The organism is Flavivirga aquimarina (assembly GCF_030540835.1).
In the GTDB taxonomy this organism is placed as follows: Bacteria; Bacteroidota; Bacteroidia; order Flavobacteriales; family Flavobacteriaceae; genus Flavivirga; species Flavivirga aquimarina.
Genome location: NZ_JAUOEK010000184.1, coordinates 378,851 through 404,829, shown reverse-complemented (window position 1 = coordinate 404,829; position 25,979 = coordinate 378,851). Strand labels below are relative to the sequence as shown.

Below are 25,979 nucleotides of genomic sequence, written 5' to 3'. Positions count from 1 at the left end.
GATTTTGAATAAAACTAACTTTAAATTTTATAAATCGGTTAAAAATTGTCATACTGAGAGACCAGTGCTTAAGGCAGCCAAAATAAGGCGAAGTGTCTTTTTAATTTTTATACTATTTTACTCAGCAGTATCATGGTCTCAACAGCCTGCTGCTCAAGATTCGGTTAAAACAGGGTATAATTTAGGAAGTTTAAAAACACCTAACCCTAACAGTGTTGAATCTAAATACACATACGATCCAGTTACAAACAGATATATTTATACCGAAAAAATAGGAAGCTTTAATATAAAATACCCTGTTATATTAACACCTAAAGAATATTATGCTTTAGTAGCAAAAGAAAGTTTACGATCTTATTATAAAGAAAAAATTAATGCCTTTGATGGTAAAAAAGGAGATTCCAAAGACGAACAAAAAAACCTATTACCAGAGTTTTATGTAAAATCAGGTTTATTTGAAAGTATTTTTGGAGGTGATACCATTGAGGTTATTCCACAAGGGTCTGTAGAAATGGATTTAGGAGTATTGTTTTCAAAACAAGACAATCCATCATTTTCACCTAGAAATAGGAGCAACTTTACATTCGATTTTGATCAGCGAATTAGTTTAAGTCTTTTAGGAAAAGTAGGAACGCGTTTGCAGATAACAGCTCATTATGATACCCAATCGACTTTCGACTTTCAAAACCTTATTAAATTAGAATATACCCCTACAGAAGACGATATTATTCAAAAAATTGAAGTAGGTAATGTAAGTATGCCTTTAAATAGCTCATTAATTACAGGGGCGCAAAGTTTATTTGGTGTAAAAGCACAATTACAGTTTGGGAAAACCACTGTAACGGGCGTGTTTTCCGAACAAAAATCACAATCTAATACAGTGGTTGCCCAAGGTGGAGGTACCGTAGAAGAATTCGATTTTTTCATAAGAGACTACGATGAAAATAGACACTTCTTTATAGCACAGTATTTTAGAGATAACTATGATACAGCCTTAGAAAATTATCCGTTTAAAAATAATAAAGGATTACAAATTACAAGGCTAGAAGTTTGGATGACTAATAGAAGTAATAGAACCGAAAATGTTAGAAACATTGTCGCACTTCAAGATTTAGGAGAATCTAGTAACGACCCAGATAAAGTAGGTTCAGCTGTTAATATACTAGCACCGGGAGCCTTGCCTAATAACGTTAATAATGGGTTTGATCCAACCAATATTGGAGGCGTTGGATCACAACTTACAGATGCTATTAGAGATGTTGCTACCGTAGCATCTGGAATAACAGTATCAGGTGTTACAGAAGGGTTTGATTATGCAAAGCTGGAAAACGCCAGAAAATTAACAGAAGGTCAAGAATATACTTTAAATTCAGAGTTAGGATATATATCGTTAAATCAGCGATTAAATAACGATGAGGTTTTAGCAGTGGCCTTTCAGTATACTCTGGGCGGACAAGTATACCAAGTAGGGGAATTTGCAAATGATGGTGTAGATGCTACCGATGTAACTACTAATACCTCAGGAGAAGTTACACAAGTTGTCAATACCAATTTAGTTTTAAAATTATTAAAAAGTAGTATTACCAATGTAGATCAACCAGTTTGGAATTTAATGATGAAGAACATCTACGAGACTGGAGCTTACAATTTGACTGCAGATGATTTTAAACTTAATATCTTTTATAACGAAGCATCGCCTTTAAATTTCATAACGCCGGTAGGTGCTAGTTTTGATTTCGATATAAATGGGAACCCAATTACTGCAAGTACACCAGAAGAAAATTTAATACAAAATGTGCCTTTATTAAGAGTGTTTAATTTAGACAAACTCAATTTTAATAATGATCCACAGATAGGAGGCGATGGTTTTTTTGATTTTTATTCGGGAATAACGGTGATCCCCGAAAATGGAAGAATAGTCTTTACCAGTGCAGAACCTTTTGGGGAATATCTTTTTAATGTTTTGGGAGGTGGAGATTATGATAATAATGCTACATATAACGATGATCAAAATAAATATGTATACGATGAACTTTATAAAAATACAAAGACCGCAGCTTTAGAAGCAGTAGAAAAAAATAAGTTCAAGTTAAAGGGGAGTTATAAATCTACAGGAGGCGATGGTATAGCTATAGGGTCTTTTAATGTGCCTAGAGGTTCTGTTAGAGTGACAGCCGGAGGGCGTGTTTTAGTAGAAGGAATCGATTATACTGTAAATTATCAATTAGGACGTGTTCAAATTTTAGACGAAGCTTTAAAAGCATCCAATACACCTATTGAAGTATCTACCGAAAACAATGCTGTTTTTGGTCAGCAAACAAGGCGTTTCACAGGAATAAATGTAGAACATAAGTTTAATGAGAATTTTTTGTTAGGAGCTACCCTCTTAAACCTTAATGAAAGACCTATAACACAAAAAGCAAATTATGGGACAGAACCCATAAACAATACTATTTTCGGATTTAATGGTAATTACGCTACTAAAGTGCCATTTTTAACCCGATTGGCAAATAAATTACCAAATATAGATACAGATGTAGAATCCAATTTGTCTTTAAGAGGAGAGTTTGCATATTTAGCACCAGGAGCACCAAAAGGGACAAACCTTAATGGCGAAGCGACATCTTATGTTGATGATTTTGAAGGTTCGCAAAATGGCATTGACTTAAAGTCTCAACAGTCATGGTTTTTATCTAGTAGACCTTTAGAATTGGGTGTTCCAAGCAATCTAAATGAAGATGACAATGGGATTCAAAACGGTTATCAAAGAGCATTACTTAACTGGTATAGTATAGATCCTATTTTTTATACGGGTCAACGTCCTAGTGACGTAACAGATGACGATATGTCAAGTTTGTACACCAGTCGTGTATTTATAAATGAGCTTTTTCCGGACAGAGATTTAGTTCAAGGACAAAACTCGGTGCTATTTACACTAGATTTAGCATATTATCCAGAAGAAAGAGGTCCTTATAATTATGAAGCTTCAGCAGCCGATGGTATTTTAGATAATCCTGAAGAGAGTTGGGCAGGTATCACACGCCAGCTAACTTCTACAGATTTTGAACAACAAAATGTGGAGTATATTGAGTTTTGGTTACAAGATCCATTTCAAGAAAATACTAATATTCCCGAAGGAGGAAAGTTAGTGTTTAATTTAGGTAATATTTCAGAAGATATTATCAAGGATGGACGTAAACTTTACGAAAATGGATTGCCAAAAGATGGAAATATAGATTTATTACCGACGACAACATTTTGGGGAACCGTAGTGCCACAAAACCAATCTTTAATTTATGCATTTGACACTACAGGTGAAGAACGAACAAATCAAGATGTTGGTTATGATGGGTATGACGATAGCGAAGAAACTCCGCTTACAAGTGATCCGATATTAAATGCAATATATGATCCATTTAGAGGGTTAGAAGATCCTGCAAATGATAATTATGCTTATTTCTTAAATACAGAAGGAGATATATTTGAGCGTTATAAAAAATACAACGGTGTAGAAGGAAATACTCCAGATACATTTACAGACACAGATAGAGCTGCTAATACACAGCCGGATGTAGAGGATATTAATCGTGATAACACCATGAATACGATTGATAGTTATTTTGAATATGAATTAGAGATAACACCAGCAAGTTTAAATGTAGATACAAACCCGTTTATTGTTGATTTTAAAAACACAGAATCAAGAACATTCCCTAATGGGGAAACTACGTCTGGTGACAGAAATCCCAAATGGTATCTTTTTAGAATTCCCGTAGAAGGGAGCCATGCAGTACCTTTTGGAAATATTAGTGATTTAAGATCTATTAGATTTGCCAGAATTTATTTAAAAGACTTTGACGAACCTACAGTATTTCGTTTCGGTACCTTAGATTTAGTTAGAAGTGATTGGAGACGTTATGGACAACCTCTGGATGATGAAGCAAATAATGATAATGATGATACAGAATTTACTTTAGGAGTTATTGGTACACTAGAAAACGAAGGAAGTTATGAAATACCACCAGGGATAGAACCGGAAGAGTTATTTAACAACAATACGGTTGTACAGCAAAATGAGCAGTCTTTAGTGGTGAACGTATGCGATTTAGAACCAGAAGATTCCAGAGGTGTTTACAAAAATGTTGATATAGACATGCGCCAGTATAAACGCTTAAGAATGTTTATTCATGCAGAGGAAGAAGGTGGTGGCTTTCCCGATGACGAGGGGCTTGTCGGTTTTATTAGGATGGGGAATGATTTTACAGATAACTATTATCAAATTGAAATCCCTTTACGGAAATCCCTAAAAAATTCTAGAACCGCGGAAGAAATATGGCCAGAAGAAAATGAAATTAATTTACCATTAAGTGTTTTAGGCCAAGTAAAATCCCAATATATTTCCGATGGGCCTTTGCCAAACGGAGACGCAAGATATTACGATGTTGTTAATGATAATATTGTAGAGGTTGCCAATCCGTTTACAGGATATGTTACCAGTCAACATCGTGTAGGTATAAAAGGGAATCCTAATTTTGGAGATGTTAGAACCCTCATGGTTGGGGTGAAAAATGCACATACAGGTAATGTGTGTTCACAAGTTTGGTTTAACGAACTTCGCTTATCAGACTTAGATAACGAAGGTGGTTGGGCAGCCGTACTAAGTGTAGATACTAATATTGCAGATTTTGCGAATATAAGTGCTACAGGAAGCAAAAGTACTTCCGGTTTTGGTGGTATAGAACAAGGGCCAAGCCAGCGTAGTTTAGAAGATGTGCAACAATACGATGTAGTAACCAATGTTAATGTTGGGCAATTATTACCAAAAAAATGGGGTGTTCAAATTCCTTTTAATTACGCTCAAAGCGAGGAACTTGTCACGCCCAAATACGATCAGTTTTACGAAGATTTAACGTTAGACTCCAGAATAGCCGCTGCAGATACACAAGCAGATAAAGACCAGATAAGAGAACAGTCTGAAGATTATACCAAAAGAAAAAGCATCAATTTTATAGGTGTTAGAAAAACTAGAACAACAGACGCCACACCTCGTTTTTACGATGTGGAGAATTTAACTTTAAATTATTCATTTAACAAAGTAGAACATAGGGATTTTGAAATTGAAAATTCTGTTGACAAAACCGTTAGAGTTGGAGCAAATTATGCCTTTAATTTTAACCCGATTACAGTAGAACCTTTTAAGAAAAATGACTCACTATTTAGAGGAAAGTACTGGAAAATCTTAAAAGATTTTAATGTTAATTTATTACCAACAAGTTTTACCGTTAACACAGATATAAATAGACAGTTTAATAAGCAAAAGTTTAGAGAGGTTGATCTTGGAGGATCGAACATTAGTATAGAAGAATTATTTAGAAGAAACTATACATTCGATTTTCAATATACTATTAATTACAATTTAACAAAATCATTACAATTAAACTTTACAGCAGCCAATAATAATATCGTTCGTAATTATTTTAAAGATAATATTATTAATGGAGAACAAGATTTAACATTTATTAATGGAGAACAAGATTCAACATTGGATGTTTGGGATGGGTTTTTAGATTTTGGCGACCCTAATAGCCAAACACAAAATTTAGGAATTACTTACCAGTTGCCAATTAATAAAATTCCAACATTTAGTTTTATTGACGCTACGTATCAATATACAGGTAATTTTCAATGGCAGAAAGGGTCCGATTTATATGGTAATTTAGAGGTAGACGGCGTAACATACGATTTAGGTAATACTATTCAAAATGCTAATGTTCATAATATCAATTCATCTTTAGATATGAATAGATTTTATAAATACATTGGATTAGTAAAAAAACCTATTAGAAGAGTACGATCCAGATCTACAACAAATAGAGGTGCGCCACCTGGAGGAAATCAAAAGAAAAAAGCACCACCAAAAGCTAAGAATCAATCTGTAACTAAACTATTAAATGCAGGTGTAAGTATTTTAACAAGTATAAAGAGAATTCAGTTAAATTATTCAGAAAATAACGGAACGTTTTTGCCAGGGTATTTACAAACACCAGGTTTCATAGGGACCTTAAAACCAACAGTAGGGTTTACATTTGGGAGTCAAAGTGACGTAAGAGATCTTGCTGCAAGAAGAGGTTGGTTAACTGTTTTTTCCGAATTTAATCAACAATATACAGCAACTAATACAAAACAACTTGATATATCTGCAAGCTTAGAGCCGGTAAAAGATTTAAAAATTGATATTGTAGGAAGTCGTGCCTATCTCGAAAATTATACTGAGAATTTTAGAGTGAATGAAAATTTTGGTGAATACGAATACGAATCATTAACACCTACTACTTTTGGTAATTTTAATATATCAACCATATTAATAAAAACGGCATTTAGTAAAAGTGATGAAATAACTTCCGATACTTTTGACGATTTCAGAGCAAACAGGCTTGTAGTAGCCAGAAGATTAGCCGAAAAAAATGGAGCAGATTTAAACGATCTGGATGATGATGGTTTTCCTAAAGGCTATGGAAAAAATAATCAGGCCGTATTACTACCTGCATTTTTAGCTGCTTATTCTGGTAAAGATGCCAGTAGTGTAAAATTAGGAGCGTTTAGAGATGTGCCAATTCCTAACTGGGATTTAAAATATACAGGTTTTATGAAGTTTAAATGGTTTAAAAAACATTTTAAACGTTTTTCATTAACTCATGGATACCGTTCGGCATATACTATAAATCAGTTTCAATCTAACTTAGATTATGAAGCTATAGACCCCACTTTAGATTACGATAGCCAGTCAGACAATACTAAAGACCAATCAGGTAATTATAAAAATGAAGACTTACTAAGTAACATTAACCTAACAGAGATGTTTAGTCCTTTAGTAAGACTTGATATGGAAATGAAGAATTCCATTAAAATCTTAGCCGAAATGAAAAAAGACAGGCTGTTATCGCTTAGTTTCGATAATAATTTAATGACCGAGGTGCTAGGCATGGAATATATTGTAGGCTTGGGTTATAGAATTAAAGATTTAAAAATACGATCTAAGTTGGCTGGACCACGAAAGCGCGTTGTAAGTGATTTAAATATGAAAGCAGATGTATCTGTTAGAGACAATAAAACGATAATTAGGTATTTGGATCTGGAAAATAATCAAGTGACATCAGGACAAACTATTTGGAGTATAAAATACTCTGCAGATTATGCGTTTAGTAAAAACTTAACAGGACTCTTTTATTTCGATTATTCGTTTTCAGAATATGCTATTTCTACGGCATTTCCACAAACAACCATTCGATCCGGTTTTACTATCAGATATAATTTTGGTAATTAATTAAGAAATATATCATTCCTGCGAAGGTAGAAATCTTTTAAATTGAAACAGAACTGTAGTAAGGTGGATTCCTCCTGCCTTACTAAAATAAGTTCAGCTCAGGTTATAGGAATGACAAAATAGCTCATAAAAAACATTTGCACTTTAACCCAGATTGCCCAAATAATTTTGATTTACGAAAACAATGTTTCTTTACGTTTTGGTTTGCTTAAATACAAGCATTAAAGAAAACTTTATATAAGCGACATGATAACGTTTTTTTATTAGATAATCTATTTGAATTTAAGATTTGAATAAATACATTTGTTGAATAAATGAATTTAAATTTAAAACTATGAATATTCCATCAGAATTAAAATATACTAAAGATCACGAATGGGTTAAAATAGAGGGTGATGTCGCTACCATAGGTATCACAGATTTTGCACAAAGTGAATTAGGAGATATTGTATATGTTGAAGTAGAAACAGTTGATGAAACATTAGACGCAGAAGAAATTTTCGGAACAGTAGAAGCTGTTAAAACGGTATCAGACTTGTTTTTACCATTATCTGGTGAAATTATAGAATTTAATGAATCTTTAGAAGACGAACCAGAAAAAGTAAACGGTGATCCGTATGGTGATGGCTGGATGATAAAAGTAAAATGTTCAGATCTTTCGCAAGCAGATGCACTTATGTCTGCCGATGATTACAAAGCATTAATAGGTGCTTAAAAAATTAACACCAGTAATAACTATAATATATTCATTAGCTTTAATTACAGTTAGTTTAATTAAGCTTAGTGATATTCCAGATATAGGTGTTTCTTTTGGTGATAAAATATTTCACTTTTTAGCCTATTTTGTTTTAACAGTATTATGGTTCTACACATTTTCGTACACTTTTAAGTTCAAAAAGAAAAAAGCTATAGTTTTTGCTGTCGTTCTTTCTGTTTTATTTGGTATAATTATTGAGGTACTACAAGATAGTATTACAATCTATAGAGCCTTAGATGTTTATGATGTTGTAGCAAATACCCTTGGAGCTGTATTTGCATCAATTCTACTATGGTTTAAAAGTAGTTTACACGTTAAAAACACATAAACACTTGTTTTTTTTATAAATAAATAGTTATTTTAGCAATCTGGATAAATGATAATGATATAAATTATGGAACCTAAAAAAAATCCCAAAGCTAATGTAGGACGTAACAGTTCACTTTATTTTCTTATTGGTTTAGCTTTAATGTTGTTTTTAACAAATTATGCAATCAATTACAAAACATACGATAAGTCTGATACTGATATCGGAATGGTAAATATGGATGAAGAATTGGAAGAGGAAATTCCAATTACTGAACAAATACAAACGCCACCACCTCCACCTCCACCACCAGCTGCACCAGAAGTTATTGAGATTGTTGAAGATGAGGTAGAAATAGAAGAAACTGTTATAGAATCAACAGAAGTGGATCAGGAAACAGAAATCGTTGAGGTAGAAGAGGTAAACGTAGAAATTGTAGATGAAGACATGGATGTACCCTTTTCAGTTATCGAAAATGTACCTGTTTTTCCAGGATGTGAAAGAGAGAAAAATAATACTAAGAAAAGAGATTGTATGTCTAAAAAGATAGCACAATTCGTAAATAAAAAGTTTAACACAGAGTTAGCTAGCGATTTAGGTCTATCAGGAAGACAACGTATTAATGTAATTTTTAAAATAGACAAAACAGGTAATATTGTTGGTATACGTGCCAGAGCACCACACCCGGGTTTAGAAAAAGAAGCAGCTCGTGTTATTGGGTTGTTACCTAAAATGAAACCAGGTAAACAACGAGGGAAACCAGTAAACGTACCATATTCGTTACCAATTATTTTCCAAGTTCAAGATTAAATTACAAGACCTGTAAAGCAGGAATCATAATAATATAAAATCCCGTTACAAATTTTGTAACGGGATTTCTTTTTTGGTATGCTTATTGTGTTTTTATCATAATATTAACCTGCCGGCCGTCAGGCGGGCATTTATACTATAATAATTATGAGTAATCAAAAGAGAACTCACGAACTCATTCGGCAAAATGAGCAAATCGTGAAAAAATCACAAAAACATGATGCAAATTTACAAAAAAACTCAACGCTTTACTTTCAGGTTGGGTTAATTGTTTGTTTACTGGCAGCCTATGGCTTGTTAGAGATGAGGTTTGAAACTACTATAACAGATTATGGAGGAGTCCCTTCACTAGAAGAACCTTATAGTATTGATATTCCAATAATAAAACTAAAGCCTCCAACTATTATAGAGCCTGTTGAAGAGCAACAAAAGAAACTATCAGATAATTTTATAGAAGTACCGGATGATACACCTATAAATCCTATAGTAGATGTTCCTACTAAAGACCCTGTGGTAAATGATACTCCAATAGTAGATCCAGAAGATATAGTTGTAAAAGATATTCCTGAAGAGGCCTATATACCAGTCGATTTTGTTCAAGTAGTACCTGTATATCCTGGTTGTGAAAAGAAAAAAACAAATGAAGATAGACGTAAATGTATGTCAGAAAAAATTAATAAACTTATTCAAAGAAAATTTGATACAGATTTAGGGAGTAAATACGGTCTTTCAGGTAAACAAGTAATTCATACTGTATTTAAAATAGATAAAACAGGAAAAGTAGCAGGTATTAGAATTAGAGCATCCCATCCAGTTTTAGAAAAAGAAGCTAAACGTGTTATTAATATTATACCAGAAATGACACCGGCAAAACAACAAAATAAAAATATAGGTGTCATGTATACACTACCGATTGTTTTTCAAATGAATAATTAGGTTAGCAATAAATAATTTTAAATTTTTAAAACCGTTATCAATTTTAATTGATAGCGGTTTTTCTTTAACTTGAACTTGTTTCATGTTCTCATAATCTAAACTTAAATATTAAAAATAAACAGGAGTGTTTTTGTAAAGTATAAACATTATCAAAAATATAGTATCTTTCCGCACAAAATCAAATCATAATCTATATCCATTTTCATGAAGAGACTCATTGTACTATTCCTGCTTTTAGTTCAATATACAAGTTATTCACAAAATACCTTTTTAGTTGAAAAGCCTCCAGTATTTTCAGGTTGTGAAGGTGTTGCTATTGATTCTTTACAAAGATGTTTTGATAGAAATGTATTCGAACATATTTATAAAAATTTTAAAGTACCACAAAAAGTATATGATGAAGGATATAAAGGAGAAGTTGTTGTCCTTTTTGAAGTAGACACACTTGGACAATTTAGAGTGATTTATATTGATGCTATTTACAATGAGTTAAAAGAAGAAACCAAACGTGTATTTTTAACCTTGCCAAAAATAAAACCGGCAACCTATAATAGTAGAAACACTTACAAACAATATTCTTTACCTATAAAAATACCTTTAGTTAATCAAGCCGTAAACACACAAGATTTAGCAAAAGAACCAGAAACTTCTAAGTTGGAGGAGCAATCAAAAAAGGAATTTGATAATGTTAATAGTGATTTAAAAGTATTTGAAAATAAAGCTTATAGCAGTCAATTAAATATTCCGTTTACACACAGTGATTATTCGAGGTTTGATAGAAGTATAAACCTTGTTGGAACCAATAGTCATACAGCTTCAAAGCCTTTTGTATATGAAGAGGTCTCAAAATATTACGATTTCAAGGCAGAAAAAGAAAAATTAAAAAAGGAAAAAAGTAGTTGGGCAGGCAGAAAACTTTGGAACGAACATTTAGTGCAACTACAAGGCAAAGATTATTGGTTTACAATCGACCCAATATTCGATTTACAAGTAGGTAAAGATACCGATGCCAGTTTTAATACAACCTATAATAACACGAGAGGTATTTTAGTTCAGGGAGGGTTAGGTAAAAAGTTTAATTTTTATACAACTGTTTTTGAGAGTCAGGGTAGATTCGCCCAGTATGTAAACCAATATGCAGAGAGCTTAAAGGCTTTTGGACCAGATCCTGCAATTGTTCCCGGTCGAGGTATTGCAAAACGGTTTAAAACCGATTCTTACGATTATCCTGTAGCAGAAGCATATTTGTCTTATTCGCCAGCAACGTTTTTAAATGTTCAATTCGGGCATGGCAAAAATTTTATAGGAGATGGTTACCGGTCATTGTTACTTAGTGATGTGACAAGCCCCCATACTTTTTTTAAATTGAATACCAAGTTTTGGAAAATAAAATATACCAATACCTGGATGTGGTTAAGAGATGTAAGACCTGAGGTTGTTGTCGATAAAGCATTTTTACCTAAGTATGTTGGAACTCATTATTTAAGCTGGAATGTGTCTAAACGATTAAATGTCGGGTTATTTGAATCGGTACTTTGGACGAACTCTAATGATAGAGGTTTCGATATCAATTACCTAAACCCTATTATATTTTATAGAGCTATAGAGTTTGAGTCTGGCCAAGGCGCAGGAAATGCACTTCTTGGGGCCTCATTCAAATACAAATGGAGCGACAATATTAATATGTATGGTCAATTTATTTTAGATGAGTTTTCTCTTAGTGATATTAAAGGTGGTGAAAAAAGTTGGAAAAATAAGTTTGGCTATCAATTAGGACTTAAATATTTTAATGCTTTTAAAGTAGATAATTTATTATTACAATTTGAGTATAACAGAGTACGACCATATACCTACTCACATAATACCATAGTGCTAAATTATGCACATAACAATCAATCTATGGCACATTTATGGGGAGCTAATTTTAGCGAAGCTATTTTAATTGGCCGTTACCATTACAAACGCTGGTTTGCAGATGCAAAACTTATTTTTGGAGTACGTGGATTAGATTTTAATGATGGTACTGACGATTTTAGTTACGGAGGCGATATTTATAGGGATTATAATGACAGGCCTTTTGATACTGGTATTGAAGTTGGACAAGGTATAAAAACAAAAATCTTTAATGGGAATTTGCAAGCAGGGTATTTAATTAATCCAGCCTCCAACTTAAAAGTCTTTGCAGATATTACTTTTAGAGATTTTAACCCAGAAGCAGAAACAACAACAACCTTTAAAAGTAATACGGTCTGGTTTAATTTTGGAGTTAGAACCGATTTGTTTAATTGGTATTTTGATTTTTAGTAAAACGCTATTTTAAAAAGTTGTTTACAACGCATTTAAAATAGTTAGTTGAACTAATTCCGATGTATATCGAAATCATATACAATCATTGAAAGTAGTTTATCAGTTTTTCAAACTTTTATAAAAAGTTCTTCTTATTTTTTGACTATTAATAAAATAATTACCAAAGCCTAAGTCGTCATATTTTGATGTAATCGTCGCATTATTAGCAACGTCATCTTCCGTTTTACCTTTTTCAATCTCTGCTAACACATTGGTTTTAATGTTTGTAGCATGGTTAAAAATGATTCGTATTCAGCTTTGTTTGAAATAGCACCATGCCCGGGAATTATTTTGCTTTCACCATCTAAAAGAATCAAACCTTTTTTTACAGCTTCAATATACCCGTTTACACTACCTCCGGATTTTAAATCGATGTATGGATATCTGCCATTAAAATATAAATCTCCGGTATGGAGTACATTACTTTTAGTAAAATAAAGCATGCTATCTCCATCGGTATGTCCCTTTTCAGCATGAAAAATAAGAACCGGCTCATTATTAATGTGAAGATTTAATTTGTCGTTAAAAGTAATTACAGGTAAGTATTCTTCAGATTGTTTGCTATTAGCTTTAATACGCTTATATACATTGTCGTGGGCAATTACATGTGCGCCAGTTTTAGCAATATTCTCATTACCTCCAGTATGGTCTCCGTGGTGGTGTGTATTTGCTAAAAACGTAATATCTTTTTCACTTAGTTGTTTAATAGCGGCCATAATTTTTGGAGTTATAGCAGCAAACTGACTATCGATCATAAAAACACCGTTACCGCCAACCGAAACAGCAATATTTCCACCTCGTCCTTCTAACATATAAATACTTTCAGTGAGTTGATGTGTTTTAACAGTTACTTCTTTTTTTTGAGCATAGGCAACCAAAGTGATTAAAGAAATAAAAAAGGAGTACCATGTTTTTGTAGATGTCATAAATATCTTAAGTATTAAATAATAATATAAAAATAAGAAATATTTTGAGTAATAAATTAAGCCATAAAAAGCATTGCTCAAAAAGCTTTAATAGAGTATCTTTGCACTCGCAAAACACAACAGAGCATTGGGTATGTCAAAATCTTCGGTAGCAGCACCTTCTGTAATTTCAGATTTTAAAGAAATTACAAAAATGAGACTGGCCTTAAGTGTCGTGTTTTCATCCGTTGCGGGATATTTGTTGGGTATAGATCAAGTTGATTATAAAACCTTAATTCTACTAGCCTTAGGAGGTTATTTTATGGTGGGTGCATCGAACGCTTTCAATCAAATTATTGAAAAAGATTTAGATGCTTTAATGAACCGAACCAAAAACAGACCCATTCCGGCTGGTAGGATGTCTGTAAACACAGCATTCATCATTGCATCTGTTTTCACATTATTAGGTATTATTATTTTATATAATATTAATAAGCAAACAGCTATGTTTGGTGCTATTTCAATATTTTTATACACATGTGTGTACACACCTTTAAAAACCAAAACACCGCTTGCTGTTTTTGTAGGGGCTATTCCTGGAGCTATCCCGTTTATGTTAGGATGGGTAGCGGCCACAGATGATTTTGGTATAGAACCCGGAACCTTATTCGCTTTACAGTTTTTTTGGCAGTTTCCCCATTTTTGGGCTATTGGCTGGTTTTTATTTGAAGATTATAAAAAGGGAGGCTTTTTTATGCTTCCCACAGGAAAACAAGATAAAGGAACAGCAGTACAAACCATCATGTATACCATTTGGACATTATTAGTTTCTATTATACCTGTATTCGGATTTACAGGACGATTAGAACTGTCAATTTTTTCTGCGGTTATAGTATTTGCCTTAGGGATATGGATGTTGTATTATGCTATTAGGTTATTTAAAATAATGACAGAAAAGGCAGCAAGACAATTGATGCTTGTTAGTGTATCCTATATTTCGTTGGTACAAATAGTGTATGTCATAGATAAATTTATAAGATAATCATGGATTTAACTCAAGGTACTCAAGAAGAAAAAAATAGCAGGGCAAAAAAAATGATGCTTTGGTTTAGTCTGATCTCGTTATTTATGGCTTTTGCAGGCTTAACAAGCGCAGTGATTATAAGTAGAAAACGTCCAGATTGGTCTAGTGAATTAGAATTACCAAATATTTTCTTAATAAGTGTTTTTGTTGCGATCATTAGTAGTATTACTTTTATTATGGCGAAGCGTACATTAATAAAAGGAAATAGATTATTAACATCAGTTTTATTGATTTCAACTTTAGGTTTAGGAATTATATTTGTGTTTTTGCAATTTGAAGGTTTTAAAAATCTTATTGATTCTGGATACCATTTAACGGGAGAAGTAAGTAACCCTAAAGCTTCTTTTATCTTTTTAATCGCATTCTTTCATGTTTTGCATGTCATAGCTGGACTAATATGTGTTTTAGTAGTAATTTATAATCATTTTAAACAAAAGTATAGCGCAATAAAAATGCTTGGGTTTGAACTAGCAGCAACCTTTTGGCACTTTGTTGGTATACTATGGGTGTTTCTTTATTTACTACTTACTTTTGTGGGGTAAAATGATGAAGCTTTTTCTGTGTAAAAAAGAGGTTATAAATATATAGTTTGTAGTCATTACAAAAATTACTTAAGCGATATTTTATTAGATGAATAAATTGATTATTTTTGTGCAACTTTAAAAAAACAACCATTATATATGAGTACTACAGTTGTAAATACTGGAACAGAAGGTAAAACTTGGGGAGGAGGCAATAAGCCTTTAAATGCAAGTTATGGTAAAATGATGATGTGGTTTTTCATCGTTTCGGATGCTTTAACATTTTCTGGGTTTTTAGCAGCCTACGGATTTTCAAGATTTAAGTTTATCGATTCATGGCCAATTGCCGACGAAGTGTTTACGCACTTTCCCTTTTTACATGGTGTAAATGCGCCTATGTACTATGTGGCCTTTATGACGTTTGTACTTATCATGTCGTCTGTAACAATGGTACTAGCAGTAGATGCCGGACATCATTTAAACAAAGCCAAAGTAACACTTTACATGTTTTTAACCATTATAGGTGGTTTAATATTCGTTGGCTCTCAAGCTTGGGAATGGGGAACATTCATTAAAGGTGATTATGGAGCAGTACAAACAAAAGGAGGTAATATTTTACAGTTTGTAGACACAGAAGGACATCGAGTTGCTCTAAGGGATTTTGTTGTTTCAGATTCGCATAACGAAAGAACACAGCACGAACGTAAAGGTGGCTTATGGTTCGTTTCTGAAGGGGCTTTGCCAACATATACTATTGAAGAAGTAGCACACGGTTTAGAAGCTCACAATAATGTTTTAGTTAGAACACAGATCATTAATGAGGAAGGCGAAAAGACTGTTTTATCTAGAGCCGAATCGTTAAAACAAATAAAAGAAAACGGAAAGATTGTTGTAGAAGGTGCTAATTTGCATGTTAATGAATATGGTTCGCCTTTATTTGCAGACTTCTTTTTCTTTATAACAGGTTTTCACGGATTTCACGTATTTTCTGGAGTTATTATAAATATCATTATTTTCTTTAATGTGATTTTAGGAACTTACGAGAGACGTAAAAATTATGAAATGGTTGAAAAAGTGGGGTTATACTGGCACTTTGTAGATTTAGTTTGGGTATTTGTATTCACATTCTTCTATCTAGTTTAATTAAATTAAAGTATATTTTCATTTCCTTAAAGAAGGAAATCTAAACAGCATTAAAAATGGCACACGAACATAAATTAGCAATATTTAGAGGCTTAGTTAAGTTTAAATCAAATACTCAAAAAATATGGGGTGTTTTAATTTTCTTAACTATTGTAACAATAATTGAGGTCGTATTAGGTATTATAAAACCAGAGTCTTTAATGAGTAATGTCTTAGGGATGAAAGCGCTTAATTGGATATTCATTATTTTAACTATTGTAAAAGCATATTATATTACTTGGGATTTCATGCACATGCGTGACGAAGTAAAAGCTTTAAGACGTATGGTAGTTTGGACTGCGATATTCTTAATTCTATATTTAATATTTATTTTATTACAAGAAGGTGGGTATGTGTTCGATGTATATAAAAGTGGATATATAAAAAGAGATTTTTAACTAAATAAGTTTAAATCTGTACTAAACGTGTAAACAAAACACTTACTTGCATTGAGCCTTTAAACTTCGCTCAAGGTGAACTAGAAGAAGTGTTAAATAGCAATATAAAGACGGTTTTTAAACCGTCTTTTTTTATTTTTGCACCGAGTTTTTTTATAGAAATACAATTAAATTAATGGATTACAAAAAGATAAGTCGATATGTGGTTTTGGGGATTTTGTTTTTCCTTCCAGTAACATTTTTATTGTTTTTATATCCAGCAACTCATAATTATACACCTTTAGATATTGTTAATGAATCGGTTTTAGATTTGCAACCATTCACTTCAGATTCAGAAGAAAAAGTTCTTTTAAAAGATCATATTACAGTATTAGGTTTTTTTGGACATCACCCTTTAGAAAAAGCAACAACAGCGTCTAATCTAAAGGAGTTGGTCTACGATAAATTTAAAGGGTTTAAACGCTTTCAAATAGTTATAGTGATGCCTAAAGGCACAGAAGATGCTGTCGAAAAGCTTAAAGCAGAAATTAGCTCGTATGAGGATTTAAGATTTTGGCATTTTATTTTTGGAGAGCCTAGTAATATTCAAAAAGTATTTTTTAGTTTAAAAAGTAAGACAAACCTTTCTGAAAATTTAGATACAGATCTAGTTTTTATTATTGATAAAGATTTAAATCAACGTGGTAGACTTGACGATAGAACCGATAATGAGCTTGAAAAAAAGAAACCAGTTTATGGTTTAGAATCTTATGATTGTATTGAAGTAGCAGAAATAAAAAATAAAATGAGTGAAGACATGCGTATTTTATTTACAGAATACAGACAAAAAAGAAAAGGCGAGTTTAATTCTGATACAAGACGGGCAAGTGATTTAAAAGCTGAAGTAAATTAAGTTGAGCATAGTGTTGAGTTGTCATTCCTGCGAAGGCAGGAATCCACTTAATCAAAATTTTTAATCAATAATTATTAAGGTTCCTACTTTCACAGGAATGATAAAATAAAAAATGAACAAAAAAACGAATTATTCATATATAGGAATTGCATTTATCATTCTGGTTTTTGGTATCATTTTTATACCAAAAATAGTAGACAGGATTTCTAATAAAGATATTATTAGAAATGAAAGTAGAAGTGATTTTGCAGACGATAAGAAGTCAACGACATCAGATTTATCATTTATTGAAATACATGGTGAACCTAAAAAAGTGCCCGCTTTTTCTTTTATAAATCAACATGGAAAAACAATTACTAATAAAGATTATGAAGGAAAGGTTTATGTTATAGAGTTCTTTTTTACAACATGCCCGACTATTTGTCCGAGAATGAATGCAAACCTGATTCAAATTCAAAACACCTTTAAAGACTTTAATGATTTTGGAGTAGCATCATTCACTATTAATCCAGATTACGATACACAGGAAATTCTTAAAGCATATGCCGATACATACGGTGTAACAAATCCTAATTGGCATTTAATGACAGGTGATAAAGAAACCATATACAAACTATCCAATGAAGGGTTTAATTTATATACTGCCGAAGAAGAAGATGCAGCAGGTGGTTTTGAGCATTCGGGTAATTTTGCTTTAATTGATAAAAACGGATATATCCGATCCAGAAAAGACAATTTTGGGAATCCAATTATTTATTACAGAGGGATTGTATCTGAGGCGGAACAAGTTGATGATGAAGGTGTGAAAGAAGAAATTAGTGCATTAAAAGAAGATATTAAAAAGTTGCTTAATGAGTAGTTCAAAAGAAATTCTAGACGACAAAAAATACAATAAATTAATAGTCGTATTATCAGTATTAATACCCATAGCAGTAGCCATTTTATTTGGAGTAAAAATCCCTAATGTTGAACCATTAGCGTTTTTGCCTCCTATTTATGCTTCAATAAACGGTGTGACAGCATTGGTTTTAATAATAGCTGTATTTCAAATTAAAAAAGGACATAGAGCAGCCCATGAAAAATTAATGAAATTTGCTATTATACTATCTGTATCATTCTTAGTAATGTATGTAGCTTATCATATGACAAGTGATTCAACTAAATTTGGTGGAGAAGGTGCCATTAAATATGTCTATTATTTTATATTACTGACCCATATTTTATTGTCGATCATTATTATCCCATTTGTATTAATAACTTATGTTAGAGCCATTACGAATAATATTGAGAAACATAAAAAAATAGCAAAAATAACATTTCCATTATGGCTGTATGTAGCCATAACAGGAGTTATTGTTTATATTATGATTTCACCATACTATTAATGAAACCCTACTTTAAGGAGCAGGCACTGAGAACTTAAAGTAGTTGGTTGTCCCGCTGGAAAGCGGGATCTAAGAATTTGCAAAATGAAAAATAAAACCCTCTTTTCTCTTTTCTCTTTTCTCTTTTTTCTCGAAACAAATGCCCAATGTGCTATGTGTCGTGCTGTTTTAGAAAGTGGAGAAGGGCAAACGGTAGCAGAAGGGATTAATGAAGGTATTGTATACTTAATGGCTGTTCCTTATATCCTTGTTGGAGGGATCGCATACTTTATTTATAAGAAATACAGTAAGTTAAAAAAATAATAAAAACTTTTCGGAACAATTTTTGTAACATTTCTTTGTCTTATAAGTCTAATTATAAAGCTTAACGGCTTAACTAATCAATCGAGAAATGTTAAAAATCAATCAATTACACAAATCCTATCCAATAGGAGATTCCAGTTTACATGTTTTAAAAGGTATAGATCTTAAAGTTGAAGCGGGTGAGATGGTAGCAATCATGGGGTCTTCCGGCTCAGGTAAATCTACATTACTTAATATTATAGGAATGTTAGACGAAGCAGATTCTGGAGATTATATACTAGATGGATTGCCTATAAAAGATCTTACCGAAAAAAAAGCAGCCGTTTACCGTAATAAATTTTTAGGGTTCATATTTCAGTCTTTTAACCTAATCAATTATAAGAATGCCTTGGAAAATGTAGCCCTCCCATTATACTACCAAGGGATGAAACGTAAAGAGCGTCAGGAAAAAGCATTATTTCATTTAGAAAAAGTAGGATTAGCAGATTGGGCGCAACATTTACCTAAAGAACTTTCGGGTGGGCAAAATCAACGTGTAGCCATTGCTAGAGCTTTAGCCGCAAACCCGAAGTTACTTCTGGCTGATGAGCCCACAGGAGCATTAGATACGACAACGTCCTATGAAATAATGGCATTTATTCAACAATTAAATGATGAAGGAAAGACCATTTTAATGGTAACACATGAAGAGGATATTGCTAATATGTGTAAACGAATTGTTCGTTTGCGTGATGGTGTTATTATGGAAGATAAAAAAGTGGAACAAGTAAGGGCCGAACAGTATGTTTGATTTAGACCTTTGGCGAGAAATATTTCAAAGTATAAATAAAAACAGAACTAGGAGTTTACTATCTGGTTTCACAGTGGCTTTTGCCATATTGCTTTTTACAATTCTTTTCGGAATCGCTAACGGTTTAAAAAACACATTTGCAGAGGCGTTTGGCGATGATGCAAATAATTCAATTTTTATTAGATCTGGAAATACGACAAAAGCCCATAAAGGACTTCAGGCTGGTAGACGCATTCAATTTAAAAATGAAGACTTCGACTATATTAAAGATGACTCAGGAAATAAGGTTGAATTTATAACAGCAAGAATTTATAGAAATGCTACTGCATCATACAAAAATGAACAAAATAACTATAGTTTGAGAGCTGTACATCCAGACCATCAATTTTTAGAAAAGACAAAAATTAAAGATGGGCGTTATATCAACCAAAATGATATAACTAATAAAACAAAAGTTGTAGTTATTGGAAAAAAAATAGAAGAAGAATTGTTTTTAAGGACAACTGCTTTAGGAAAATATATAAACCTAAGTGGCATTCCATATAAAGTTGTTGGTACATTTACAGATGATGGAGGCGATTGGGAAGAACGATTAATTTATATGCCAATTTCGACCGCACAGCATATTTATGGGAATAATGATTATATCGACCAGATAAATTTAACGTATAATCCGGAGATGAATCATGATGAAGCATTGTCCTTTGGGTTTTCACTAGAAAGGAAATTAAAAGAGCGTTTTTCTGTAGCTAGAAACGACCAAAGAGCAATAAGAGTTGGAAACATGGCAGAGGGCACAAAAGCGGTAAGCCAAATGACTACCGGATTAACATTCATTATTTTGGTAATTGGTTTTGGGACTTTAATTGCAGGAATCGTGGGTATTAGTAATATCATGATTTTTATTGTAAAAGAGCGTACCAAAGAAATAGGTATTCGTAAAGCGTTAGGAGCATCTCCAAGATCTATTGTATCTATTATTTTAATTGAATCTATACTTATTACAGCTATAGCAGGATATGTTGGTTTGTTAATTGGTATGGGAGTTATAGAAGCTATTGGCCCGAGTTTAAAAGAGTATTTCATAAAAGACCCAGGTGTAAGCAGAAGTTTAGTAATTGGGGCAACAATAACCCTTATAATAGCAGGAAGTATTGCTGGTTATTTGCCTGCTAAAAAAGCATCAAAAATTAAACCCATAGTAGCATTAAGAAACGATTAGTTATGTTTAAGTTTTTATTTGACAGAGATACGTGGCAGGAAGTTTTCGATAGCTTTGGTAAAAATAAACTAAGGTCTATACTTACCATGGTAGGCGTTTGGTGGGGTATTTTGCTATTGATTGGTTTATTGGGATCAGCAAGAGGATTAGAAAATTCGTTTAATAGACTATTTGGAGATTTTGCAACTAATAGTGTATTTGTATGGGGAGAGAGTACCGGTAAACCATTTAAAGGATTTCAAGAAGGAAGAAGAGTCAGGTTGTCGTTAACCGATGCAAAAAAAATAGAAGAGAATGTTGAAGGTATAGAGTTTGTACTTCCAAGAAGCCAGCAATCAGTAGCTGTAACTAGAAATTTTTTGTCCGGAACTTTTCAAATGGCTGGAGATTACCCATTGCTAGATGAGCTACAAAAGAAAAAATTGATTCACGGTCGATTTATAAATCAAAATGATATTGATGATAATAAAAAAGTAGCAGTCATATCTGAGGATACGTATAAACAACTCTTTGAAAAAGATGAAAAAGCTGTTGATCAATATATAGAAGTGAATAATATTAATTTTAAAGTAGTAGGTGTTTTTGAAGTAAGCAATGTAAATATGGGGCCATCTACCGATATTCATGTTCCTTTTACGACCTTTCAACGAATTTATAATAAAGGAGATCGAATAGGTTGGATGATGATTACGGGCAAACCAGAATTTAATATAAAACAAATAGAAAAGGATGCTAAGCTATTGTTGAAAAACCTAAATGATATTCATCCAAAAGATACACGTGCATTTGGTAGTTTTAATCTTGGAAAAGAATTTGCAAAAGTTACTGGGTTCTTAATAGGTATGCAGTTTTTAACATGGTTTGTAGGTATAGCAACCTTAATTGCAGGGGTATTTGCTATTGGAAATATTTTACTAATAACTGTTAAAGAACGTACCAAAGAAATTGGAGTGCGTAGAGCTTTAGGAGCCACACCTTTTGAAATTAAAAGGCAAATTGTGGTAGAGGCCGTGTTTTTAACATTAGTAGCAGGAGTTATCGGAATCATCAGCGGAGGGTGGATTTTAATAGGTTTAGATGCGGCATTTGGTCAAGGTGAAGATGCTGCAATAGTAAATGCTTCCGTTTCAATAGCTGTCGTATTTATTGCATTAGTAATATTAGTCATTTTAGGAACTTTAATAGGGTTAATACCTGCATTTAAAGCGACTAGTGTAAAACCGATAGAAGCATTAAGAGAAGAATAAACAGTTAAAAAATGAACTATCTATAACTTAAATGTTGCTTTTATAATATATAAGATCTTAAAATAGATGCACCATTTGACAAATTAGAAATAATAATAACCAAATGAATAAAACAGTAAAAATTATTTTAATAATAGTAGCCATCATACTATTAGCATGGGTATTAAAATACTTTAAAGATGCAAACTCAAAAGATGTTCAAGAGTATAAGATTGAAGAACCTTTTTACACATCAATAAACACTAAAGCAGTAGCAACAGGTAAATTAAATCCCGAAGAAGAAATAGAGTTAAAACCTCAAATATCAGGGATTGTAGATAAAATATTAGTTGAAGAAGGCGATATTGTTAAGAAAGGTGATTTAATAGCAAAAATTAGAGTAGTGCCTAATGAGCAAAGTCTGGTGAGTGCAAAAAGTAGAATAGCTTCTTCTAAATTGTCTTACGACAATGCAAAAACCTTATATGATAGAAATAAATCACTTTTTGAGAAAGGTGTGATTTCACAACAAGATTTTGAAAATAGCGAATTGTCTTTTAATCAAGCAAAAGAATCGTTGGTACAGGCACAAAATGATTATCAAATTATAAAAAGGGGTTCTATTTCTGGCGGAAACTCTGCAAATACGAGTATTGTAGCACAAATACCAGGAACCATATTAGAAATCCCTGTGCGTGAAGGAGATCAAGTAATTCAAAGTAATAACTTTAATGCTGGGACAACCATTGCAACCATAGCAGATATGAGTTTAATGATTTTTGAAGGTAAGGTAGATGAGTCTGAGGTTGGTAAATTAAATGAAGGAAAAGAAATAAAAGTAATTCTTGGGGCTATTAATGATAAAGAGTTTCCTGCAAAACTGACTTTCGTGGCTCCAAAAGGTATAGAAGAAAATGGTGCTGTACAATTTACAATAAAGGCAGATGTAGATGTAGAAGTAAATACTAATATTAGGGCGGGTTATAGTGCAAATGCAGAAATTGAGATTGAAAGCAAGGATAGTGTACTGGCTATTAAAGAAGCATTACTTCAATATAACAGAATCACCGAAAAACCTTTTGTTGAAATTCTAAAAGGAGACGATAAGTATAAAAAGCAAAATGTAACACTTGGACTGTCTGATGGTATTAATGTAGAAATTACCGAAGGCGTTAAAGAAGGAGATAAAATTAAAGTTTGGAATAAGGCATCAAAAGATAATGAAGATGAAGAAGACAATGATTAGTAAAAAAAATAGTTTTATGAGAAGCGGTTTATTGGTACTATTCATGTTGCTTTTAGTTGTTTCATCTTATGCACAACAGAAAAAATGGACATTGCAAGAATGTGTTAGCTATGCATTAGAGAATAATATTTCGATAAAGCAAACCGAAAACACATTATTGGTTAACGAACAAGACATTATTGCAGCTAAAGGTAATTTCTTACCATCTGTTAGTGGTAGTTTGGGTGAGCGAATGAGCATAGGTTCTGGTTTTGACCCAGTTACTAACCTTAGAATTAATAATCAAACTACACATTCGTTTAATTATAATTTAAGCGTTAGCCAAAATGTATTTAATGGTTTTAGAACTTTAAACTTATATAAACAATCACGTTTAAACCAGGAAATAAGTAATTTGGAATTAGCAAGGATAAAGGATGATATTTCTTTAAATGTTGTTAACGCTTATTTGAATGTACTATTTAATATAGAAAATTTAGAAATCGCTCAAGCACAATATGATTTTAGTGATAAACAATTACAACAAGTTAAAGATTTGGTGGATGCAGGAGTGCAGCCAAGAGCCAATATATTTGATGCCGAAGCTACTTTAAGTAGGGATGCACAACAAGTCACTATAGCAGAAAATAATCTTAATTTAGCATTGCTTACATTATCTCAATTATTACAAGTACCTTATAATGGGTTTAATGTTGAAGTTATAGATATCGATACCCCATCGGAAACTTTATTATATAACGAAATTACTCCCATACTAAATCATGCTTTAGAAAATAGAAACGAGATTAAAATAGCAGAAAAGAATATTGAAAATTCAGAATTAAATACTGAAATCTCTAAATCAGGTTATTTACCATCAGTAAGTTTTGGATATGGTTTTGGTTCTGTTTGGAGTGAGTCTAAAAATGATCTTACTAAACAAGCTTATTTTAGAGAATTAGATTTAAACAAAGGGCATAATTTTAATTTAAGTGTGAGTATTCCTATTTTTTCCAGATTTCAAAATAAAACGGCAGTTGCTAAATCAAAAATTCAGGAAGAGAATAGTAAGCTTAGTTTAGATCAAGCTAAATTAGATTTAGAGTCTAATATACAAGGAGCATATACAGATGCACAAGCTGCATTAAAGGCGTATATAGCTGCCAAAAAATCTTTAGAGTCCCAAGAGTTAGCTTTTAATAACTCAAAAGAACGCTATGATATTGGAAGCATGACGGCTTTTGATTTAGAACAAGCACGTGTACAATTAATTAATGCGCAATCATCTTTAATAAATGCGAAGTATGATTTTGTTTTTAAGACAAAAGTTTTAGACTTTTACATGGGAAAATCTTTAACTGATTAGTTGTGAAAAAGTTTAATTTCGCAATGACGTTTTTGATCACTGAGCGCAGTCTTTTGCAAATCGGTACTTTAAAGAGTTCTCGACTGCGCTAACATTGACGTCATTTATATTATAAGTTGCTGTATAAAATACAATTGGAAATGTCTCCTCGAGCGCAGTCGAGAGGTTATTGATAGTCCCAAATTTGTATAGGTCTCGACTGCGCTCGACCAGACACGCGTCATTTTAAACATTGAATAAAATTTTTATTGGATGTCTCGAACTGACATTTAAGTATTTTTTGATTAAAAAAGTAACATGAACACATACATTCTAAATATAGAAACAGCAACAACTAACTGTTCGGTATCACTTTCAAAAGATGGAGAAACCATTGTTTTAAAAGAAGATTACGATAAAAACTATTCGCATGCCGAAAGACTTCATCTTTATATTGACGAAGTTTTAAAAGAAGCCAACATAGCATCAGAAGATTTAGAAGCTATTGCGGTAAGTAAAGGCCCTGGCTCTTATACTGGTTTGCGAATTGGAGTTTCGGCGGCAAAAGGGCTTTGTTTTGCTACAGATAAGCCTTTAATCTCTGTTTCTACACTAGAAGCTTTAGCACATCAGGTAACTTGTGATAGTGGCGTTATTATTCCTATGTTAGACGCTAGAAGAATGGAAGTGTATTCTGCTATTTTTAATGCAGATTATAATCAAATACGAGAAACTGAAGCGCAAATTTTAGATGAAAATTCCTTTGAAAGTTATTTAGAAAAGGGGAATGTATACTTTATTGGAAATGGTGTTGAAAAGGCAAAAACATTAATTAAACATTCAAATGCTGTTTTTGTTGATGGTAAATTGCCATCGGCAAACGAGATGAGTCATTTGGCTTATAACAAATATAAAATAAACGACATAGAAGATGTCGCTTATTTTGAACCTTATTATTTAAAAGATTTTGTGGCTTTAAAGCCTAAAGCTAAATAACTTAAAAGCACTAGTCTGATTTCTC

At 32.4% G+C, this 25,979-nt stretch carries 21 protein-coding genes; 20 read left to right on the top strand and 1 reads right to left on the bottom strand.

Features of this window, described 5'->3' with window-relative positions:
• Positions 1-4 precede the first annotated feature (4 nt).
• From sov to Q4Q35_RS21755, 6 genes are all read left to right on the top strand, one after another.
• The gene (gene sov, locus Q4Q35_RS21780) at positions 5-7,324 is read left to right on the top strand and encodes a T9SS outer membrane translocon Sov/SprA (protein WP_496559762.1); all 7,320 of its coding nucleotides are present in this window, start codon (positions 5-7) and stop codon (positions 7,322-7,324) included.
• A gap of 334 nt (positions 7,325-7,658) precedes the next feature.
• Positions 7,659-8,039 (top strand): glycine cleavage system protein GcvH, encoded by a 381-nt coding sequence (gene gcvH, locus Q4Q35_RS21775; protein ID WP_303280182.1) that lies wholly within the window; start codon positions 7,659-7,661, stop codon positions 8,037-8,039.
• A complete protein-coding gene (locus tag Q4Q35_RS21770; protein WP_303280181.1) occupies positions 8,032-8,409 on the top strand; it encodes a VanZ family protein in 378 nt (125 codons plus the stop codon). Before gcvH ends, Q4Q35_RS21770 begins: the two co-directional genes overlap by 8 nt.
• A gap of 66 nt (positions 8,410-8,475) precedes the next feature.
• Complete coding sequence (locus tag Q4Q35_RS21765; protein WP_303280180.1) at positions 8,476-9,198, top strand: energy transducer TonB; 723 nt, start codon at positions 8,476-8,478, stop codon at positions 9,196-9,198.
• 147 nt (positions 9,199-9,345) lie between these two features.
• On the top strand, positions 9,346-10,134 hold the full coding sequence (locus tag Q4Q35_RS21760) for an energy transducer TonB (protein WP_303280179.1): 789 nt from the start codon (positions 9,346-9,348) through the stop codon (positions 10,132-10,134).
• A gap of 204 nt (positions 10,135-10,338) precedes the next feature.
• A complete protein-coding gene (locus Q4Q35_RS21755; protein ID WP_303280178.1) occupies positions 10,339-12,438 on the top strand; it encodes a gliding motility protein RemB in 2,100 nt (699 codons plus the stop codon).
• Positions 12,439-12,683: 245 nt separating this feature from the next.
• Here the strand turns inward: Q4Q35_RS21755 and Q4Q35_RS21750 are convergent, their stop codons facing one another.
• Positions 12,684-13,406 (bottom strand): MBL fold metallo-hydrolase, encoded by a 723-nt coding sequence (locus Q4Q35_RS21750; protein WP_303280177.1) that lies wholly within the window; start codon positions 13,404-13,406, stop codon positions 12,684-12,686.
• Between the two features lie 133 nt (positions 13,407-13,539).
• On the opposite strand from Q4Q35_RS21750, the gene cyoE reads away from it, so the two are divergent.
• From cyoE to tsaB, 14 genes are all read left to right on the top strand, one after another.
• Positions 13,540-14,427, top strand: coding sequence for a heme o synthase (gene cyoE / locus Q4Q35_RS21745; protein WP_303280176.1), 888 nt, complete (start codon positions 13,540-13,542; stop codon positions 14,425-14,427).
• A 2-nt stretch (positions 14,428-14,429) separates the two neighbouring features.
• On the top strand, positions 14,430-15,011 hold the full coding sequence (locus Q4Q35_RS21740; RefSeq protein ID WP_303280175.1) for a cytochrome c oxidase subunit 3: 582 nt from the start codon (positions 14,430-14,432) through the stop codon (positions 15,009-15,011).
• Between the two features lie 138 nt (positions 15,012-15,149).
• Positions 15,150-16,133 carry a cytochrome c oxidase subunit 3 gene (locus tag Q4Q35_RS21735; RefSeq protein WP_303280174.1) on the top strand — a complete coding sequence of 328 codons (984 nt, stop codon included), beginning with the start codon at positions 15,150-15,152 and terminating at the stop codon, positions 16,131-16,133.
• A 56-nt stretch (positions 16,134-16,189) separates the two neighbouring features.
• Complete coding sequence (locus Q4Q35_RS21730) at positions 16,190-16,570, top strand: cytochrome C oxidase subunit IV family protein (protein WP_303280173.1); 381 nt, start codon at positions 16,190-16,192, stop codon at positions 16,568-16,570.
• A 175-nt stretch (positions 16,571-16,745) separates the two neighbouring features.
• Positions 16,746-17,462, top strand: a complete 717-nt coding sequence (locus tag Q4Q35_RS21725; RefSeq protein ID WP_303280172.1) for a hypothetical protein — start codon at positions 16,746-16,748, stop codon at positions 17,460-17,462.
• A gap of 112 nt (positions 17,463-17,574) precedes the next feature.
• Positions 17,575-18,321, top strand: a complete 747-nt coding sequence (locus Q4Q35_RS21720) for an SCO family protein (protein WP_303280170.1) — start codon at positions 17,575-17,577, stop codon at positions 18,319-18,321.
• A complete protein-coding gene (locus Q4Q35_RS21715; RefSeq protein WP_303280168.1) occupies positions 18,314-18,847 on the top strand; it encodes a DUF420 domain-containing protein in 534 nt (177 codons plus the stop codon). The genes Q4Q35_RS21720 and Q4Q35_RS21715 overlap by 8 nt, the downstream gene beginning before the upstream one ends.
• Before the next feature lie 84 nt (positions 18,848-18,931).
• On the top strand, positions 18,932-19,150 hold the full coding sequence (locus Q4Q35_RS21710) for a hypothetical protein (RefSeq protein WP_303280167.1): 219 nt from the start codon (positions 18,932-18,934) through the stop codon (positions 19,148-19,150).
• A gap of 88 nt (positions 19,151-19,238) precedes the next feature.
• Positions 19,239-19,940, top strand: coding sequence for an ABC transporter ATP-binding protein (locus Q4Q35_RS21705; RefSeq protein ID WP_303280166.1), 702 nt, complete (start codon positions 19,239-19,241; stop codon positions 19,938-19,940).
• Positions 19,933-21,162 (top strand): ABC transporter permease, encoded by a 1,230-nt coding sequence (locus Q4Q35_RS21700; protein ID WP_303280165.1) that lies wholly within the window; start codon positions 19,933-19,935, stop codon positions 21,160-21,162. Before Q4Q35_RS21705 ends, Q4Q35_RS21700 begins: the two co-directional genes overlap by 8 nt.
• Positions 21,163-21,164: 2 nt before the next feature.
• Positions 21,165-22,409 (top strand): ABC transporter permease, encoded by a 1,245-nt coding sequence (locus tag Q4Q35_RS21695; RefSeq protein ID WP_303280164.1) that lies wholly within the window; start codon positions 21,165-21,167, stop codon positions 22,407-22,409.
• 103 nt (positions 22,410-22,512) lie between these two features.
• Complete coding sequence (locus Q4Q35_RS21690) at positions 22,513-23,634, top strand: efflux RND transporter periplasmic adaptor subunit (protein WP_303280163.1); 1,122 nt, start codon at positions 22,513-22,515, stop codon at positions 23,632-23,634.
• A gap of 16 nt (positions 23,635-23,650) precedes the next feature.
• A complete protein-coding gene (locus Q4Q35_RS21685; RefSeq protein ID WP_303280162.1) occupies positions 23,651-24,979 on the top strand; it encodes a TolC family protein in 1,329 nt (442 codons plus the stop codon).
• A gap of 297 nt (positions 24,980-25,276) precedes the next feature.
• Complete coding sequence (gene tsaB, locus Q4Q35_RS21680; protein WP_303280161.1) at positions 25,277-25,954, top strand: tRNA (adenosine(37)-N6)-threonylcarbamoyltransferase complex dimerization subunit type 1 TsaB; 678 nt, start codon at positions 25,277-25,279, stop codon at positions 25,952-25,954.
• Positions 25,955-25,979: the final 25 nt, after the last annotated feature.

What these genes read in the sequence shown, in the direction of transcription:
- Q4Q35_RS21735 (WP_303280174.1), top strand. Translation starts at nt 15,150, where the DNA reads ATGAGTACTACAGTTGTAAATACTGGAACAGAAGGTAAAACTTGGGGA.
- Q4Q35_RS21715 (WP_303280168.1), top strand. Translation starts at nt 18,314, where the DNA reads ATGAGTAGTTCAAAAGAAATTCTAGACGACAAAAAATACAATAAATTA.
- Q4Q35_RS21705 (WP_303280166.1), top strand. Translation starts at nt 19,239, where the DNA reads ATGTTAAAAATCAATCAATTACACAAATCCTATCCAATAGGAGATTCC.
- Q4Q35_RS21760 (WP_303280179.1), top strand. Translation starts at nt 9,346, where the DNA reads ATGAGTAATCAAAAGAGAACTCACGAACTCATTCGGCAAAATGAGCAA.
- Q4Q35_RS21720 (WP_303280170.1), top strand. Translation starts at nt 17,575, where the DNA reads ATGAACAAAAAAACGAATTATTCATATATAGGAATTGCATTTATCATT.
- Q4Q35_RS21765 (WP_303280180.1), top strand. Translation starts at nt 8,476, where the DNA reads ATGGAACCTAAAAAAAATCCCAAAGCTAATGTAGGACGTAACAGTTCA.
- Q4Q35_RS21740 (WP_303280175.1), top strand. Translation starts at nt 14,430, where the DNA reads ATGGATTTAACTCAAGGTACTCAAGAAGAAAAAAATAGCAGGGCAAAA.
- Q4Q35_RS21695 (WP_303280164.1), top strand. Translation starts at nt 21,165, where the DNA reads ATGTTTAAGTTTTTATTTGACAGAGATACGTGGCAGGAAGTTTTCGAT.
- Q4Q35_RS21730 (WP_303280173.1), top strand. Translation starts at nt 16,190, where the DNA reads ATGGCACACGAACATAAATTAGCAATATTTAGAGGCTTAGTTAAGTTT.
- tsaB (WP_303280161.1), top strand. Translation starts at nt 25,277, where the DNA reads ATGAACACATACATTCTAAATATAGAAACAGCAACAACTAACTGTTCG.
- Q4Q35_RS21750 (WP_303280177.1), bottom strand. Translation starts at nt 13,406, where the DNA reads ATGACATCTACAAAAACATGGTACTCCTTTTTTATTTCTTTAATCACT.
- Q4Q35_RS21725 (WP_303280172.1), top strand. Translation starts at nt 16,746, where the DNA reads ATGGATTACAAAAAGATAAGTCGATATGTGGTTTTGGGGATTTTGTTT.
- Q4Q35_RS21710 (WP_303280167.1), top strand. Translation starts at nt 18,932, where the DNA reads ATGAAAAATAAAACCCTCTTTTCTCTTTTCTCTTTTCTCTTTTTTCTC.
- cyoE (WP_303280176.1), top strand. Translation starts at nt 13,540, where the DNA reads ATGTCAAAATCTTCGGTAGCAGCACCTTCTGTAATTTCAGATTTTAAA.
- Q4Q35_RS21700 (WP_303280165.1), top strand. Translation starts at nt 19,933, where the DNA reads ATGTTTGATTTAGACCTTTGGCGAGAAATATTTCAAAGTATAAATAAA.
- Q4Q35_RS21755 (WP_303280178.1), top strand. Translation starts at nt 10,339, where the DNA reads ATGAAGAGACTCATTGTACTATTCCTGCTTTTAGTTCAATATACAAGT.
- gcvH (WP_303280182.1), top strand. Translation starts at nt 7,659, where the DNA reads ATGAATATTCCATCAGAATTAAAATATACTAAAGATCACGAATGGGTT.
- Q4Q35_RS21685 (WP_303280162.1), top strand. Translation starts at nt 23,651, where the DNA reads ATGAGAAGCGGTTTATTGGTACTATTCATGTTGCTTTTAGTTGTTTCA.
- Q4Q35_RS21690 (WP_303280163.1), top strand. Translation starts at nt 22,513, where the DNA reads ATGAATAAAACAGTAAAAATTATTTTAATAATAGTAGCCATCATACTA.